Genomic DNA, 15,006 nt, shown 5'->3' on the forward strand with positions numbered 1-15,006 from the left:
GGGCTCGGAGATGGGTATAAGGGACAGGGCTGGGGCGGGGGGGGAAGTCGTGGATGGGGCCGAGGCTCCAGGCCCGTGGGCCACGTCAGCCCGAGGGCCACCTCGGCGGGCAGGGGGCCTCGCGGCAGGGCCGTCGCCTCCAGCGGCTGTTCGTCCACCGTGGCGCCGTATTCGATGATGTGCCGGGCAATCAGCTCCGGGCTGCTCAACAGGGTGTGGGGATTGGGCATGACGCACCTCCAGCGTCTCCCCTCGAAGCTAGGCGCGACGGAGGGGCGAGGCCCGGTGCCCCGCCTGCTCGGCGGTGCTCGATGCCCGCGTCCGTGCTCGTCCTGGCGACGACCGTCATCTTCGCCGGGCGGCCCCGGCGCGTACATGGCCGCGCGCGGGAGCCCGGGGGTTGAATGGGTACGGTCAGCGAGGCGTCTCGCGCCAGGTGTGGGGGCACGCGCGGCACTGGCGGGCCTTGGCCGTCCGGGCGGGGACACCACACTTCGGACAGCGATTGATGACGACCTCGTCGGGATGCTCCGCGAGGAGCCGGCGCTCCAGGGCACGGCCCAGTCCCGCCTTCCCCTCGGTGAGCAGCGCGAGAATCTCTGGATGGTCCGTGGCCCAGCGTGGCCCTTCTTCCGTGTTGAAGGTCTCCATGCTCGAGGCTCTCTGCTCCGTGTCCGTCAAGAGCCGGTGGTAGTTGCCGACCAGGTATTCGAGGAGCGGGTCCTTGATGGGCTGGAGCTCTGGAGGGGAGGGAAGGCCCAGTCCTTCGTCGACGGTGTGTCGGCCCGTGTCGCCCCGGGCGATGGCGGCGCTCTCATAGGTCAGCAATTGCTTCATGAGTGAAGACGCTCCTTCTCGTCGGATGCGCTCCACCTCGCGCAGCGCCTCTTCGCCACGCCCCGCACGGCGCAACAGGTCCACCAACTGGACGCCCCGCCAGCCCTGCCAGTCGAGATCCTCTCGATGCTCCCAGTGCTTGAGGGGTGGCGCATTCAGCAGCAGGTCCGCGGCCTCGGAGCGACAACGTCGGGCGCTCTCTTCCAGGCCCGCATCATCCGCCACCCAGGCGGCATGTGTCCGAAACTCGGCGGAGTCCCGCACGAGCCCCTCCGCGTCATGGAGGAGCGCCAGGCACAGGAACCGGTTGAACAGGGCCGGCGCCTCTGGATGGTGGAGGCGTGCACGGTAGGTCACCGAGTGGACCACCTCGCGAGCACGGGGGAGCGCCTGGGTGAGGGTCGTCGCGCAGTAGCCACAGGCGGGACATAGCTGGGTCCAGAGGCCCATGGTGGACCGCGCCATCACGGACGGGCGCCCGTCGAGGTCGGGGCGTCCGAAGGTGGAGACACACTGGAGGGTGCGCTGCTCGCTAACGCCGCCGCAGACGGCGCACGTCACCTGCTTGAGGGCGAATTGGGTCATGACGGATTCCTTTGGCGCGGCCGGTGGGCCACGCCCGCCGGGAACGAGTCGACTGCATCCCGTCAAGCCGAGAAGAAAGGGCCCGGGAAATGTCCCACGGATTGAAGGTCATGCGTCTCGCTTCGCGGGGCGAGCCTCCCCCGACGCCCGTACCGGGCGAGACTGACGGTGGGGGCGGGTATCGGCCCAGGGTGAGGTCCGTCCGTGCGCGAACCGGTGAACGAGGTCGAGCAGACCGAGGGCTACTACCGTCGCTACGGTGAGGCCGTGCATCGTCGTTGTCTGCGATTGCTCGGCGACGAAGCGTTGGCCTGGGACTCCACGCAGGAGGTGTTCCTGCGCGTCCATGAGAACCTGAAGTCCCTTCGCGCCGCGGGCTCTCCGTTGTCGTGGCTGCTCACCGTGGCGGACCGACAGTGCTTCTCGGTGCTGCGCCGCCGTCGCACCGAGGTCACCCACGCGCTGACGCGACTGGCACCGCTTCCGGAAGCCCACGCTTCACCGGAGGCCGCGCTGGAGCGACTGCTGGTGGATGCGGACCTGGTGCGTCGCGTCCTCGCCCACTGTCCCGAGGACGTCCAGCGCATCGTGGCCCATCGCTTCATCGACGAGCTGGAGCAGGAGCAGATCGCCACGCTGCTCGACGTCTCTCGCAAGACGGTGCAGCGCAAGTTGCAGACCTTCTTCGACACCGCGCGGCGACTCCTGGAAGTCGCCCCCCGTCCTGAGCCGCGAAAGGGAACGGCCCCCGCATGAGCACCTCCTCCATTCCTCACTTCCCAGGCGTGCCGGACCTCCTGCTGGAGCGCTACCTGTGTGACGAGCTCTCCGCGGAAGAGGCCCGGCACGTGGAGGAGGCGGCGCACGCCTCGCCCGCGTTGGCCGCTCACCTGCGCGAGCGACGTGCCGAGAAGGCCGCCTTCGCCCTCGTGCGGCCCTTCGGTCCGATGCGGGCGCGACTGGAGGCGCCGCGTCCGAGCCGCTGGCGGGTGCTCTGGCGCTGGAGCCAGCCCGTGCTGGTGCTCGGCGTGGTGCTCGCGGCGGTGCTGCCCCGAATCCTCTCGCTCGAGGAGGTGGAGAAGGTGCGCGTGCGCGGCGGGCTCACCGCGCGGGTGCTCGTCAAGCGAGGCGACGTCGTCTTCGAGCAGGGGCCCGGCGCGGTGCTGCGCGCTGGAGACCGGGTGCGCGTGGAGGTGGAGGACGTGGACGGCGGCGCGCTCTACCTGCTGGCGCTGAGCGAGCATGGACGCGTCACTCCACTCCAGGGCTTTCCGGCCACCGGCGGCCCGCTGTCCATGGTGGCGGGGCGCTGGGTGTTGCCCGGGAGCCTGGAGCTGGATGCCGCTCCCGAGCAGGAGGCGCTGGTGGTGGTGCTCGTGTCCGACGCCTGGAATGCACCGTCACCCGAGGCCGTCCAACGCTGGTTGGAGCAGTCGACGCGAGAGGCGGGCTTCCCACCGTCACTCACTTCGCTCCCCGGCACCCGCCACGCCGTGCGCGCGCTTCCGAAGGAGCTGCCTTGAGTGACAGAAGCTCGCGGGTGCTCGGTGTCCTGCTCGTCCTCCTCGCCACCTCCGTCGCGAGCGCGGAGAGCCGGTTCTCCATCAGCGTGGGACACAACCTGGGCCGGGACACGGACGAGCCCCTTCGCTGGGCCCAGCAGGACGCCGAGCGCATGGACGCGCTCTTCGGCCAGCTGGGCGGTGTTCCCGAGGACCGTCGCATCCTCCTGCGCGGAGAGTCGGTCTCCAACCTCCGGCTGGGACTCGCGCGGATGCGAGGACGCATCGAGGAGGCACGGCGCGCCGGAGAGCGCACGCTGCTGTTCTTCTTCTACTCGGGCCATGGAGACGAGGTGGCACTGCGTCTGGGCGGAGAAGCCCTCAAGCTCGCGGAGCTGCAACGCATGCTGGCCGAGGTCCCCACCACCGTCACCGTCGCCGTGCTGGATGCCTGTCACAGTGGCGCGCTAGTGCGCGGCCGCTCCAAGGGCCTCAAGTCCGCGCCCGCCTTCGATGTCTCCTTCCTCCGGCAGGTGGGGCCGGAAGGCCGGGTGTTCATCGCCTCCGCGGGGGCACACGAGGTGGCGCAGGAGTCGGACAGCCTCCGGGGCTCGTTCTTCACGCACCACCTGATTTCAGGCCTGCGGGGCGCGGCGGACGTGGACGCCGACGGCCGTGTCTCGCTCACGGAGGCCTATGGCCACGTCTACCACCGCACGCTCGCGGGCTCGCATGCCTCCACGGCGGCGGTGCAGCACCCGGAGCTGTCCAGCCAGCTCGCGGGGGAGGGGGACTTGTTCCTCACCACGCTCTCGCGAGCCCACGCGCAGCTCGAATTGCCTCCCTCGGTGGGTGACAGCGTCGTGCTCGTGGACGAGCGCACGCTGCAGGTCATGGCGGAAGTGGAGCCACGGGCCGACGAGTCGGTGCGCGTCGCCTTGCCCGCGGGGCGCTACCGGGTCCAGGTGAGGCGGGGCGCCCAGGTGCTCTACGGCAAGGTGTACCTGCCCTGGGGCGAGAAGCAGCGGTTGAATCCAGAGGCCCTGGAGGTGCGCACGCTGGCCGTGCACCAGCGCAAGGGCGCGCTCCTGGAGGCCAGCAGCTGGCGGCTTCAAGCGGGGCTGGGCGCGGGCCGCTCCTCGACGCAGCTGGGAGGCTGGGGCCCCCAGGTGGGCGTGCTGTTCGCGCGCGAGAGCCCAGGAGGGCTGGGGCTGTCCTTCCTCGGAGGGCTCACGCTGGGGGCCACCCGGGGCTCCACGCCCGAGCAGCGCCTGGAGCAGGTGGAGCTGGGACTGTGGAGTGGCCTGGGCCTGGCGGGCTCGGTGGGACGTGTCTGGGCCGGAGTCCATGCGGGCGTCGGAGTGTTGGGCCTCGCTCAACGCGCGACGAGCCCGGATGCGGAGCGGCGCAGGGAGTTGGGCCTTCCCCCGTGGCGGACGCGCACCGGCGCGGGAGCGGCCTCCTTCGCCACGCTCTCCGCGGAGGTGCCGGTGGGCGCGAGCACGGGCCTCTTCGCCCGGCTGGGCGGCCATGTCGCGTTGATGCGCGAGGATGAAAAGCTCCGCACGCAACTCTCACCGCACCTGCTGCTCGGTTGCACCTGGGGACTGTGAGCCTCGGGGCCATGTCCCACGGTGAGTGGCTCGGACGTCTCCTTGTCGCACCGGCAGGTTGACCGCGCTCCGCGAGCGCTCCGAAACGAGGAGCGCGCGTCACCCGTCGTGTGCCCACCACGCGACATGGGGGTTGCCCCATGGACCGAGAGGAAGACCATATGACGATGACGAGGGGTCGTGGTTTCTGGAAGTGGAGCCTGCTCACGCTGGCGCTGACGGGTTGCGGAGGTGTCCTGGGGGACGAAGCCGAGGACGAAACGCTGCTCACGCTGGAGGGCTCGCTCCGTGCCTCCGAGTCGTTCGAGGCGGGAAGCTCCGCCCAGATGCGGGCGGCGCTGCTGTGGCAGACGTGGCCGCAGGCTGTCGTGGACTGCATGGTCCAGAGCCCCCTCCGCGACGCGCTGTCGAAGTGCCAGCGGGTGAGCCCTCGGTCGTCGTTCCATCACCCCGACGTGGATGTGCAGGTGAACGGTCGCTTCCCCAACTCCTTCACCATGTCCCTGAACCGGCTTCCGGGCCCCGAGGGGCTGATGGGCGGGGCGGGCTCTCGTCTCGGCCTTGCCTCCGTCGTGGCCTACGTGGATGGCAACGGCAACCGCACGCTGGACCGCGTCGACAGCGAGGCCACGACCAGTGTCGACATCGTCGTGGGACACCAGGAAGGCGTCCAGCTCAACGCGATGAAGATGGCCACCATCGTGTACCGGGAGGGCGCGCTGCACCCCCTCTACACCAAGCTGTTCTCCGACTGCCCCGTGGTTCCCCAGGGGTACTCCGTGGTGGAGTACCGGTACCATCCAGACCCCAGCAATCCAGACGGCGACCCCATCTACGACGGGTGCTTCTTGATGACGCGCAAGGTCGACGTGGACATCATCCTCGAGGCGAACCAGGCGTTCCAACGGCTCGCCTGCCATCAGGCCAACCAGTTGTTCCTCGCGGACATGGTGCGCGCCACCACCGCGAGTCTCCCCCCGGCCGGCAGCAGCCAGGTCTGCCGCACGTATATGCACACCGTGTCGGGCTCCGAGCAGGTGCTCGTGGTGAACCTCCATCCGGAGCGCTTCTGCACCACTCCGAACCAGGTGGTGTACTCGCTGCGCGACTACTGGAACGGCACCTGGGATGACCGGGCCGCGCCGCCCGCATGGTGGCCGTGCACTGTGACCGCACCCTGAGGTGAGGACCGCGAGGGGGCAGGCAGATGTGCTGCCCCCTTCGCGGTGAGTCACGCGAGCCCGTGCTTCAAGGCGCGGGGAAGTGGTCGAAGTGGTGGTCCAGCGTGCGGGTGCCATCTGGCTGGCTCACTCCGCCGATGAGCCACGGCGGCACGCTGCCTCCCATCACCGCCGGGACATTCATGGGCTGGCGCCGCCGGTCCATGAACCGGGGCACCGTCCCGCTCGTCAGGGCGCCTGTTTGGAGTCCCGGCAGCGTGGTGGTCTTGGTGTGGCACGAGAGGCAGAACGCGTTGGTGCTGGTGTCCGGCCGGGGCAGCGTGGCCGACAGCGCGGGCATGTCGATGAGGGCCGAGCGCATGCACCGGGAGGCCAGGTCCGGGTCGGGATGCGGGTTCTTGTGCACCCGGTCGATGCAGAGGTGCTCTCCGTACTGCGCCGGGTAGTCGAGCGGCTCCACGTACGAGCCCAGCCGCATCTGCTCGCACATGAGCCAGTGCACGATGGGGTACTGCGTCGACTTCACCCGCAGCTTCTCCAGCACGGGATGTGTTGGCCCCGGGCGGTATGGGCTTGCGTCCACCAGTGTCCCGAGTGCCTGGTTGCACATCAGCTCGTCCGTCCAGCCGCGATTCGCATCGTTGGGAGACAGCGCGTAGATGCGCAGCTCATCCACCCACCCGAAGAAGGGCAGCCGCTGCTGTCCGGGGACGAAGGTCGGCCCCGGGTCGCCCACCGTCATCCACGTCCAGCCGTTGTTGCCCGAGTTCCACATCGGGTCGAACCCCACGTCGCTCGGCCCGACGTTGTGCGTCGAGTGCCACGTGCCGTCGATGTAGAAGTGCAGCCTCCGCTGCCCCACGGCGTTGGAGATCTTCATGCCGAAGTGGAAGTAGCGGCCCACCTGCACCAGCGAGGAGCCCAGGTTGATGGTGCCCCTGCCGCCCGTCCTGCCGTTGTACACCTCCAGCTCGTGCGACACCGCGCCCGTGAAGTCCTTGCTCTGCACCAGCGCGACCCACGAGTTGTCGGAGAAGTAGAAGAGGGTGCGGGGCAGGCCGCGCACCCAGCTCGCTCCGGGGGCGAGCACCAGGTCCTCGCGCGTGTCCAGCCAGAGGCTCAGCATCCATTCACGCTGTGAGGCGTTGATGGGATAGCCCATGTCCATGAAGTCGTTGTGGCCATCCAACCAGACGCCCTTGCCGCTGACGCCGCCGAGCGCCACGGGCTCGATGCGCGCCCCACCGCGCAGCCGCACGGAGCTGGGAGGCTGCGGACCGTCCGTGCCGAACGTCGAGTGGGTGGTGGCGGCGTTCTGCGCCAGCGGGTTGCGCTTGAAGCGGAAGTCCGCGAGCTGTCCTCCTCGCACGTCGGCCCAGACGTTCTGGAAGGGGACGAAGCCGTCCTGGGGGAAGGTCTCCGCCCTGAATGGGCCGTGGGGAGACACATCCATGCGCATGGCCGCGTTCATGTGCGCGACGACGAAGGCGCGCTTGTTGAGGTAGTCGTCGAAGGCCACCTCCGCGTTTCGCTGAGTGTTGGCCTGGATGTTCCACACCACGTCGAACGGCAGGGTGGGGCGCATCGCGTCGAAGTGGTTGAGCTGGTTCTCGAACGAGAAGATTTGCGAGGGCCCCTCGGGCGTCAGCGGCAGGTCATCACCGGCATACAGGCGCATCGAGAAGGTGCGCTGGTGGCCGTCCTCGGAGTTGCCCGCGAGGTCGGTGATGTTCAGGCCGTTGTCGAGGATGACGGCCTTGCCTCGCGTCCATGCGCCAAGCGCGGCGACGGCCTGCGCGGCGGACCGGTCGGGGTTGAACGTGGCGCGGTCCGAGTCCGCGGGTGGCCCCCAGGTGTAGTCCGTCCGGGTCGCGCTGCTGAACCGCTCCTCGAGGAAGACCTTCCGTGCGTAGTAGCCGTCGTGGGTGTTGTTCTTCGCGGCGAAGAACAGGTTCTTCCCCTCGCGGTCAAGCCATGGGTAGGCCCACTGGTTGGTGACACCAAAGGGGATGGGATTGCCCAGGGTGTCCCGGAAGGGCTGGGGCTTGCCGTTGACGACCTGGGACTTCGCCATCTCGTAGCGGGTGTTCACCGCCGGGTCCTTGGGCATCATGCTGATGGGCTTGAAGTGCGCCCAGCTCCCCGCGTCACAGGCCTGGTCCGCCACCGAATAGAAGAGGCCCTTCATGTTGACGACGAGCAGCCGCCCGTCGCCGCTCGTCGCGGGCTCGAAGAAGGCCAGGGGCCGCTCGCCCGCGCTGGAGTTTTCACCGACAACGCCGCTCCAGTTCGGGCCGTTGCCGATGACGGAGTCCTCATCGTCCTCCACCTGGTAGACGGCCCGGAAGTGTTGCCGGTCGAAGAACTGGCACCACTTGGGCGCGGACGCGGTGGTGTTGCGGAAGTACAGCGGCTCGGGGAGCGGCAGCACCCTCACCGGGACGTAGCACTGGAACGTCGGATGGGTGCTGAACAGCTTGGGCCAATCGATGGTGTCCGGTGCTCCGGGGACGCTGTACCCGGAGTTCGGGCTCATGGCGCCCCAGTCCGAGTCATGGATGTTGAACGGGCGGAACGGAGGCAGCTCCCAGGTGGGCAGGGATTTGGTTTCGCCCTCGGGATTGCGTGGGTACACCCACAGGCCCCAGCCATCGGCGTCGCCCGTCACGGCGTTGCCGGCCCGGATGGACTTGGGGTCCCTGACGAAGACCGTCAGGTCCACGGAGCGCAGCTCCCAGTGTTTGCCGTTGGAGGCCACCAGGCTGTAGACGAGCGAGATGTCGTAGCAATCGCCGGGGACGGGCGGCGAGCCCGCGTCGTACCGGGCCGTGCACGCCAGCGGGTTTCGCCCATTCACTCCCATCTGGAGGGCGCTCATCGAGTTCTCGCACGTGGTGCTGTGGAGCGCGTCTGGGAAGTCGTTGTTGTTCCTGGCCGTCAGCATCGTGGCCATCGGGTTGAAGTAGGTGAACGGGTGAATCCGGCCGATGACCTGCGAGGGTTGGACGAGGTGGGGGCCTTTCTTGGTGAAGTCGTAGCGGAAGTCGTGGCCGAGCACCTCGGGACGGAACGTGTAGAGGAGGGAGCCCTCCGCGCAGCCCCGGCAGCCCCCGCGAATGAAGAGCCGTCCGTCGTTGGTGCCTCGGTTGTAGGGCAGCACCTGGATGGCGTTGGCCGAGTCGCTCCGCTCTGGCAGCTTCGGGGCCCACCAGCCGTTGTCGTACTCGTTCGGGGGGAAGGGCAGCATCACCTTGGAGAGCGACGCGGGCTTCAAGGTCAGCGGGGCCCCGTAGCCGTTCCGATAGGGCCGCCACGCCGAGGACACCTCACGGAAGATGCTGGGGCGCTGCGGATTCTCCTCGTTGTAGCAATTGTCGACCAGGCCGTAGTCGAGCGTGCACGCGGAGGTGCCCGTCATGGCGACCTCCTGGAACCAGGTCGGTGGATCCAACCGGGCCTTCACCGAAGCGACGGGCTCCGAAGCAGGCGGCGCGGGTGGTGCCGAATCACAGGCACCGCCCAGTGTGAGCAGGACACAGAGGATGAATGACAGTCGAGTTGCACGAGGTGTGAAATCCAGGAGCATCAACGCCGTGTATCAGGACTGACGGACCCGGAGTCAATGGAGCCAGGACTTCCTGGCCCGGGAAACGGCGCAGGTGTCGGGTGCGTTGCTGCCCACGCAGAGACTGACCGCGTCCGCCAACGCCTGGAATTGGGAGCGCACCGCCGCGAACCCGAGGGGTTTCCCGGCGGTGGCCCGGCGCCTCAAGCCTTCGACGGCTGTCTACATACAGCGGTTTTCACAGACACCCAGCACGCAGATCCAGCACGGCCCGGAGCAACCGGGGCGACAGGCCGCGTTGGCGTACTCGCTGTCGGCGAGCAGCGTGCCCTCCGGCGGCGCGCTCACCGCCGAATCACACGTCGCCTCTCCCTCCGCTTCGACGAGCACGGCCTGGGGCTCACCCATGGAGAGGGCGGCGAGTCCCACCACGAGCAACATGCACAGCACCATGGACCACTGGCTCTTGAGCAGCTTCGCGAACATTGGTGTCTCCTTGGCAGTGCCTGACGAGGCCGCGTCAGTCTGTCATGAATCCGACTAAGCCAGAAAGTCGTGGATACATGGTGCGTGAGGGCCTGGGCGCTGCAATGCGTTGCCCTGGCCCGGCGAGCGGCCTATGCAATGCGTCAGGGGGCCATGCAGCAAGAGTCACCCGTATCCGAGGAGTGCCATGCGTTACTTCGACGACTTCCAACCCGGTGAGGCGAGTGAGGCCGGGCCCTACGTGGTCTCCCGGGAGGAGATCATCGCCTTCGCGAAGCAGTTTGATCCGCAGCCCTTCCACCTGAGCGACGAGGGAGGTCGGGAAGGCATCTTCGGCGGCCTCATCGCCAGTGGCTGGCACACCGCTTCCATCTGCCACAAGCTCGCGGTGGAAAATCTATTGAGCAAGACGGCGAGCCTGGGCTCTCCGGGACTGGACGAGCTGCGCTGGCTGCGGCCGGTGCGCCCCGGGGATGCGCTCACCGCGCGCTTCGAGGTCATCTCCACCACGCCGTCGCGCAGCAAGCCGGACCGGGGCGCCATCAAGTTCCGCTTCGAGGTCCGCAACCAGAATGGCGAGGTGGTGATGACGGAGATCGCCAACGCGCTGTTCGCGCGGAAGCCCGAGGGTGGCGCGGCGAAGTAGTCCTGTCGGAGTGCCCGGGTCGCGCCGACGAATGGCGCGACCGGGTTCGATGCTTCAGCGCGGAGCCATCAGCGTGTTGAGGGTGGGATAGGAGATGCCCGCCTCGGGCGCGGGCGCGGCGCCACCGTCGCGCAGGAAGTCGGTGGTGAGCGCGGCGATGCGGCCGAAGATGGCCTGCGCCATGCCCGCTCCCGCGCTGACGCGGCGGACTCCGAGCGATGCCAGCTCCGACGCGGGAGGCAGACCAGGAATCGCCATCAGGTTCAGCGGCAGGCCCGCCTCCGTCACGACGGCCTTGATGTCCACGGGTGTCTTCAAGCCGGGAACGAAGAGGCCATCCGCGCCAGCGGCTCGGTAGCGACGGGCCCGGGCCAGGGTCTCCTCGACGCGACGCTCCGCCGGGCCGATGCCTCGCAGGAACACGTCCGTGCGCGCGTTCACGAACAGGTCCCCGCTCTTCTTCGCGGCGGCGCGCTTCACGGCTTCAATCTTGGCGCACAGCAGGTCCACCGAGCCCCCGCCGTCCTCCAGGTTGATGCCCACGCCGCCCGCCTCCACCACGCCCGCGGCGACTTCGCCCACCGCGTTGGGGTCATCCGAATAGCCCCCTTCGATATCCACCGTCAGCGGCACCTTCACGAGGCGGGCAATGGCGGTGACGGTGTCCAGGAGTCGACTCACCGGGAGCTTGTCTCCGTCCGGATAGCCCTGGGCCCAGGCCACGCCCGCGCTCGTCGTGGCGAGCGCCTTGGCGCCCAGGCTCTCCATGACGCGCGCGCTTCCGGCGTCCCAGGCATTCACCAGCAACAGCAAGCCCGCTTCGTGCAGTTGACGGAAGTCTCGGGCGGAGTTTGGAGGAGCGACAGGCATGGTCAGCGGTCCTTTCCAGCAGGGGTGTGGAAGCGGTGGGAGGATATGGCGAGCGCCTCAGGCAGTGGACGTCCGTCGTAGCCTCGACTCGTGGTCGAGTAACCAGCGCTTGCGCTCGATGCCACCTCCATAGCCGGTGAGGGAGCCATTGGCCCCCACGACGCGATGACACGGCACGACGATGCCCACGGGATTGGCGCCGTTCGCCAGGCCCACGGCGCGCACCGCGGCGGGCCGGCCGATGCGCTTCGCCAGCTCCGAGTAGGACACCGTCACTCCGCACGGAATGCAGCGCAGCGCCGTCCAGACCTCGCGCTGGAAGGGGGTACCCTCGGTGCGGACGGACAGGCTGTCGATGGCGTCGACTTGCCCCGAGAAGTACGTCCGCATCGTCTCGGTGAGTCCGCTGGGGTTGCGCGCGGACTCCAGTCGGAAGCTGTCACCGTAGTGCAGGCGCAGCAGGTTGCGCATCCGGCCTTCGTGCTCCGTCCAGTCGATGGCGCGCAGGTGTCCCTCGCGGTCCGCGATGAGGACCAGCTCGCCGATGGGCGTGTCCGTCTTGTCGATGAGGAAGTGGAGCGGCTCAACCATGACGCACCTCTTGGAGTCGGGAACGCGGGCCTGGGTCCGCGGCCCACAGGTGTTGCGCGGCGTAGGCCCGCCAGGGCCTCCAGGGCTCCGCGCGTAGAATCAGGTCCTCGGGTGAGGGGCGCTCGCCCGCATCTGTCGCCGCGCTCCGCAAGAGCGCCACGTCGCTGGCGGGGAAGGCATCTGTCTCGCGCAGCGCGCGCAGGGCGATGTACTGCGCGGTCCACTCGCCCACGCCTCGGATGGAGCGCAGCCGGGCGATGCCTTCCTCCACCGCGCCGAACGGATGGAACAGCAGCGGGTCCGCGAGCGCCGCTTGCGCCAGGGCCTTCAGCGATGCCTTCCGCGCGGACGGCATCCCCAGCGCGCCCAGGTCCGTCTCCACGACGCGCTTGGGGGAAGGGAAGGCTCGTGACAGGCCAGGGGGGAGTCCTTCCATGGGCGCGTCGCCACACAGCACCACGAGCTTCCCCGCGAGCTTGCGCGCGGCCTCCACCGTCACCTGCTGACCGAGGATGGCGCGTACCGCCAGCTCGAAACCATCCCACGCACCGGGGGCCCGCAGGCCGGGCCGCAGGGCCACGAGGGGCGCCAGGAAAGGGTCCTTGGAGAGGTGCTCGCCAATCACCTCGATGTCCGCGCCCACGTCGAACACCCTGCGCACGCGCGCGACGATGGCCGGGAGCGACTGGACGCGTGGGAAGCGAATCTTCACCACGAGGTTGTTGCGTGCGGGCTCGTGCGTCACCTCCACCGTGCCCACCGCGCCGTCCTGGGACGCGGTGCGCAGGTAGCGCGTGTCGGAGACCTGCTCCACGCCCTGGATGGCGCGCGCGGACAGGTACGAGAGCATCGCGGCCCAGTCATACGGAGGCCGGTAGCGCAGCCGCAGCGTCACGCCCGCGTCCGCCACCGCGCTGGCCGTCGTCTCCACCGCCTGCTTGCGGCGCAGGGCGCCCGGGGGCCGCTGGTAGAGGCCCTGGAACGTTTCATTGAAGCGCCGGATGCTGCCGAAGCCCGAGGCCAGCGCTACCTCCGCGAGCGGCATCCGGGTCTCCTGGATGAGCTGCTTGGCGAAGAGCACGCGCCGAGTCTGCGCGACGGCCACGGGCGTGGCGCCGAGGTGCTGCTTGAAGAGGCGGCGGAGCTGTCGTCCTCCCACGCCCAGGCGTTCAGCGAGTGAGTCCACGCCCGCCTCGCCGCCGTCCAGCGCGCCCTCCGCGATGAGGGCCAGCGCGCGCGACACGGTGTTGGAGGTGCCTCGCCAGGACGCGAGGTCCGGGGCTGTCTCCGGCCGGCAGCGCAGGCAGGGACGGAAGCCTTCTTCCTGGGACGCGGCGGCGGAGGCGAAGAAGCGGCAGTTCTCCCGCTTGGGCGTGCGCGCGGGGCAGATGGGCCGGCAGTAGATGCCGGTCGACGTCACCGCGACGAAGAGGCGGCCGTCGAAGCGGGCATCCCGCGTCTGGAGCGCGCGGTAGCAGGCGTCGGAATCGAGCAGGTCCATGCCCGGACAGTGTCACCCAGGGCCCGACCGCGCTCGCGGTTTTCGGACATCGATGACCCGTACCCCCGGACGCGCGAAGGGCCTCCCACCGTCGCCGGTGAGAGGCCCTCCCAAGACGCGACTGCCTGGAGGCCGACTAGGCCGCCGTGCGGTGCAGGAAGTCGATGAGGTCGATCTTCGTGACGATGGCGACGACCTTCTCGCCCTCCTTCACGACGGCGACGTTGTCCTGCGCGAAGACCTCACGCAGCCGGGAGATGCTCGTGTCCGGCGACAGCGCGCCCTGCAGCGGCGCGACGATGGCGTCGATGGTGTCCGCGAACTTCGCCTTCCCGGCGACGAGCGCGTTGAGCAAGTCGTACTCGTGAACCATGCCGACCGCGCGTCCGTCCTCGGACACCACCGGCATCTGGCTGATGCCGTGGCTGCGCATCGTCTCCACCACCTGGTCCACCCGGTCGCCCTTGCGCGCCGTCTTCACGTCGCGCTGCTTGCTCCCGATGATGTCGCGCACCGTGCCGGTGCCCTTCTCCTCGGCGAAGCCGTTGTCGCGCATCCACTCGTCCGAGTGGAACTTGCTGATGTAGCTGCTGCCGGAGTCGGGGAGCACGACGACAATCGTCTTGCCCTTGCCCACTTCCTTCGCCAACTGCACCGCCACGTGCACCGCCGCGCCGGAGGAGCCACCCGCGAAGATGCCCTCCTCGCGCGCCAGCCGCCGCGCCGCCGCGAAGCACTGACGGTCATCCACCTGGCGCACGTCGTCCACGACCTTGAAGTCCATGGCGCCGCACAGCATGTCCTCGCCGATACCTTCGACCTTGTAGACGTGCGGCTCGGTGAGCTTGCCCGTCTTGAAGTAGCCCTCGTAGACCGAGCCCTCCGGGTCCACGCCCACGTTCTTCAGGCCGGGGATCTTCTCCTTGAGGAACTTGCCCGCGCCGCTCATCGTCCCGCCCGTGCCCAGGCCAGAGACGAAGTAGTCCATCTTCCCGCCCGTCTGCTCGAAAATCTCGGGACCGGTGAGGTTGTAGTGCGCCTCGATGTTGTCGGGGTTGTGGTACTGGTTCAGCATGAACGCGCCCGGCGTCTCACGGTGCAGCCGCTTGGCCGTCTCGTAGTAGCTGCGGGGGTCCTCGGCCGCGACGTTCGTCGGCGTCACCACCACGTGCGCGCCCAGCGCCTTCAGGCGGTTGATCTTCTCCAGCGACATCTTGTCCGGCATCGTGAAGATGCACTTGTAGCCCTTCACCGCCGCCGCCAGCGCCACGCCCATGCCGGTGTTTCCGGACGTGTTCTCCACAATCGTGCCGCCGGGCTTGAGCTTCCCCTCCCGCTCGGCCTTCTCGATGATGTACAGCGCCATGCGGTCCTTGATGGACGCGCCCGGGTTCATGAACTCGCACTTGACCAGAACAGTCGCATCGTTCGGTCCGACGAGCTTGTTGAGCTTGACCAGGGGCGTGTTGCCAATGGCGGTGAGAATGGTGTCGTGGATGTCCATCGCGGCTTCCAGAAAAAGAGGGGTTCGCGGCGCGTCTTATATGCCGCCGGAGGGGCCCGGTCGACAGCGGGAGTCACTCTGCCCCGTCGGGAAGTAACAGTGCCCCGCCCTGGGGACTTCCCCCT

The 15,006-nt window shown here is 68.7% G+C and carries 12 protein-coding genes; 5 read left to right on the top strand and 7 right to left on the bottom strand.

Annotated elements, in window-relative coordinates; translation table 11 throughout:
• Nucleotides 1-414: 414 nt before the first annotated feature.
• Nucleotides 415-1,422, bottom strand: coding sequence for a hypothetical protein (locus HUW62_RS38180; RefSeq protein ID WP_176437209.1), 1,008 nt, complete (start codon nt 1,420-1,422; stop codon nt 415-417).
• Between the two features lie 204 nt (nt 1,423-1,626).
• On the opposite strand from HUW62_RS38180, the gene HUW62_RS38185 reads away from it, so the two are divergent.
• From HUW62_RS38185 to HUW62_RS38200, 4 genes are all read left to right on the top strand, one after another.
• Nucleotides 1,627-2,178, top strand: a complete 552-nt coding sequence (locus HUW62_RS38185) for an RNA polymerase sigma factor (RefSeq protein WP_163866845.1) — start codon at nt 1,627-1,629, stop codon at nt 2,176-2,178.
• Nucleotides 2,175-2,945 carry a hypothetical protein gene (locus HUW62_RS38190; RefSeq protein ID WP_163866846.1) on the top strand — a complete coding sequence of 257 codons (771 nt, stop codon included), beginning with the start codon at nt 2,175-2,177 and terminating at the stop codon, nt 2,943-2,945. Before HUW62_RS38185 ends, HUW62_RS38190 begins: the two co-directional genes overlap by 4 nt.
• A complete protein-coding gene (locus HUW62_RS38195) occupies nt 2,942-4,537 on the top strand; it encodes a caspase family protein (protein WP_176437210.1) in 1,596 nt (531 codons plus the stop codon). The genes HUW62_RS38190 and HUW62_RS38195 overlap by 4 nt, the downstream gene beginning before the upstream one ends.
• Before the next feature lie 161 nt (nt 4,538-4,698).
• The gene (locus HUW62_RS38200) at nt 4,699-5,718 is read left to right on the top strand and encodes a hypothetical protein (protein WP_176437211.1); all 1,020 of its coding nucleotides are present in this window, start codon (nt 4,699-4,701) and stop codon (nt 5,716-5,718) included.
• 67 nt (nt 5,719-5,785) lie between these two features.
• On the opposite strand, the gene HUW62_RS38205 is transcribed toward HUW62_RS38200, so the two are convergent.
• Entirely contained in the window at nt 5,786-9,136 is a 3,351-nt protein-coding gene (locus HUW62_RS38205) for a hypothetical protein (protein ID WP_176437212.1), read from the bottom strand.
• 369 nt (nt 9,137-9,505) lie between these two features.
• Entirely contained in the window at nt 9,506-9,769 is a 264-nt protein-coding gene (locus HUW62_RS38210; protein WP_176437213.1) for a hypothetical protein, read from the bottom strand.
• Nucleotides 9,770-9,956: 187 nt separating this feature from the next.
• Here HUW62_RS38210 and HUW62_RS38215 point away from each other — a divergent pair, with 187 nt between their 5' ends.
• Nucleotides 9,957-10,415 (top strand): MaoC family dehydratase, encoded by a 459-nt coding sequence (locus HUW62_RS38215; RefSeq protein ID WP_163866851.1) that lies wholly within the window; start codon nt 9,957-9,959, stop codon nt 10,413-10,415.
• Between the two features lie 54 nt (nt 10,416-10,469).
• On the opposite strand, the gene HUW62_RS38220 is transcribed toward HUW62_RS38215, so the two are convergent.
• From HUW62_RS38220 to HUW62_RS38235, 4 genes are all read right to left on the bottom strand, one after another.
• Nucleotides 10,470-11,285 carry an isocitrate lyase/phosphoenolpyruvate mutase family protein gene (locus HUW62_RS38220; protein ID WP_176437214.1) on the bottom strand — a complete coding sequence of 272 codons (816 nt, stop codon included), beginning with the start codon at nt 11,283-11,285 and terminating at the stop codon, nt 10,470-10,472.
• A 57-nt stretch (nt 11,286-11,342) separates the two neighbouring features.
• Nucleotides 11,343-11,876, bottom strand: coding sequence for a methylated-DNA--[protein]-cysteine S-methyltransferase (gene ogt, locus HUW62_RS38225; protein ID WP_176437215.1), 534 nt, complete (start codon nt 11,874-11,876; stop codon nt 11,343-11,345).
• On the bottom strand, nt 11,869-13,377 hold the full coding sequence (locus tag HUW62_RS38230; protein WP_176437216.1) for a DNA-3-methyladenine glycosylase 2 family protein: 1,509 nt from the start codon (nt 13,375-13,377) through the stop codon (nt 11,869-11,871). The genes ogt and HUW62_RS38230 overlap by 8 nt, the downstream gene beginning before the upstream one ends.
• A gap of 136 nt (nt 13,378-13,513) precedes the next feature.
• On the bottom strand, nt 13,514-14,881 hold the full coding sequence (locus HUW62_RS38235) for a pyridoxal-phosphate dependent enzyme (RefSeq protein ID WP_163866854.1): 1,368 nt from the start codon (nt 14,879-14,881) through the stop codon (nt 13,514-13,516).
• Nucleotides 14,882-15,006 lie beyond the last annotated feature (125 nt).

The organism is Myxococcus sp. AM011 (assembly GCF_013372595.1).
GTDB classification, from domain to species: Bacteria; Myxococcota; Myxococcia; order Myxococcales; family Myxococcaceae; genus Myxococcus; species Myxococcus eversor.

Coding starts and splice junctions, on each gene's coding strand:
- HUW62_RS38180 (WP_176437209.1), bottom strand. CDS start 1,422: ATGACCCAATTCGCCCTCAAGCAGGTGACGTGCGCCGTCTGCGGCGGC.
- HUW62_RS38190 (WP_163866846.1), top strand. CDS start 2,175: ATGAGCACCTCCTCCATTCCTCACTTCCCAGGCGTGCCGGACCTCCTG.
- HUW62_RS38200 (WP_176437211.1), top strand. CDS start 4,699: ATGACGATGACGAGGGGTCGTGGTTTCTGGAAGTGGAGCCTGCTCACG.
- HUW62_RS38205 (WP_176437212.1), bottom strand. CDS start 9,136: ATGACGGGCACCTCCGCGTGCACGCTCGACTACGGCCTGGTCGACAAT.
- HUW62_RS38210 (WP_176437213.1), bottom strand. CDS start 9,769: ATGTTCGCGAAGCTGCTCAAGAGCCAGTGGTCCATGGTGCTGTGCATG.
- HUW62_RS38215 (WP_163866851.1), top strand. CDS start 9,957: ATGCGTTACTTCGACGACTTCCAACCCGGTGAGGCGAGTGAGGCCGGG.
- HUW62_RS38220 (WP_176437214.1), bottom strand. CDS start 11,285: ATGCCTGTCGCTCCTCCAAACTCCGCCCGAGACTTCCGTCAACTGCAC.
- ogt (WP_176437215.1), bottom strand. CDS start 11,876: ATGGTTGAGCCGCTCCACTTCCTCATCGACAAGACGGACACGCCCATC.
- HUW62_RS38230 (WP_176437216.1), bottom strand. CDS start 13,377: ATGGACCTGCTCGATTCCGACGCCTGCTACCGCGCGCTCCAGACGCGG.
- HUW62_RS38235 (WP_163866854.1), bottom strand. CDS start 14,881: ATGGACATCCACGACACCATTCTCACCGCCATTGGCAACACGCCCCTG.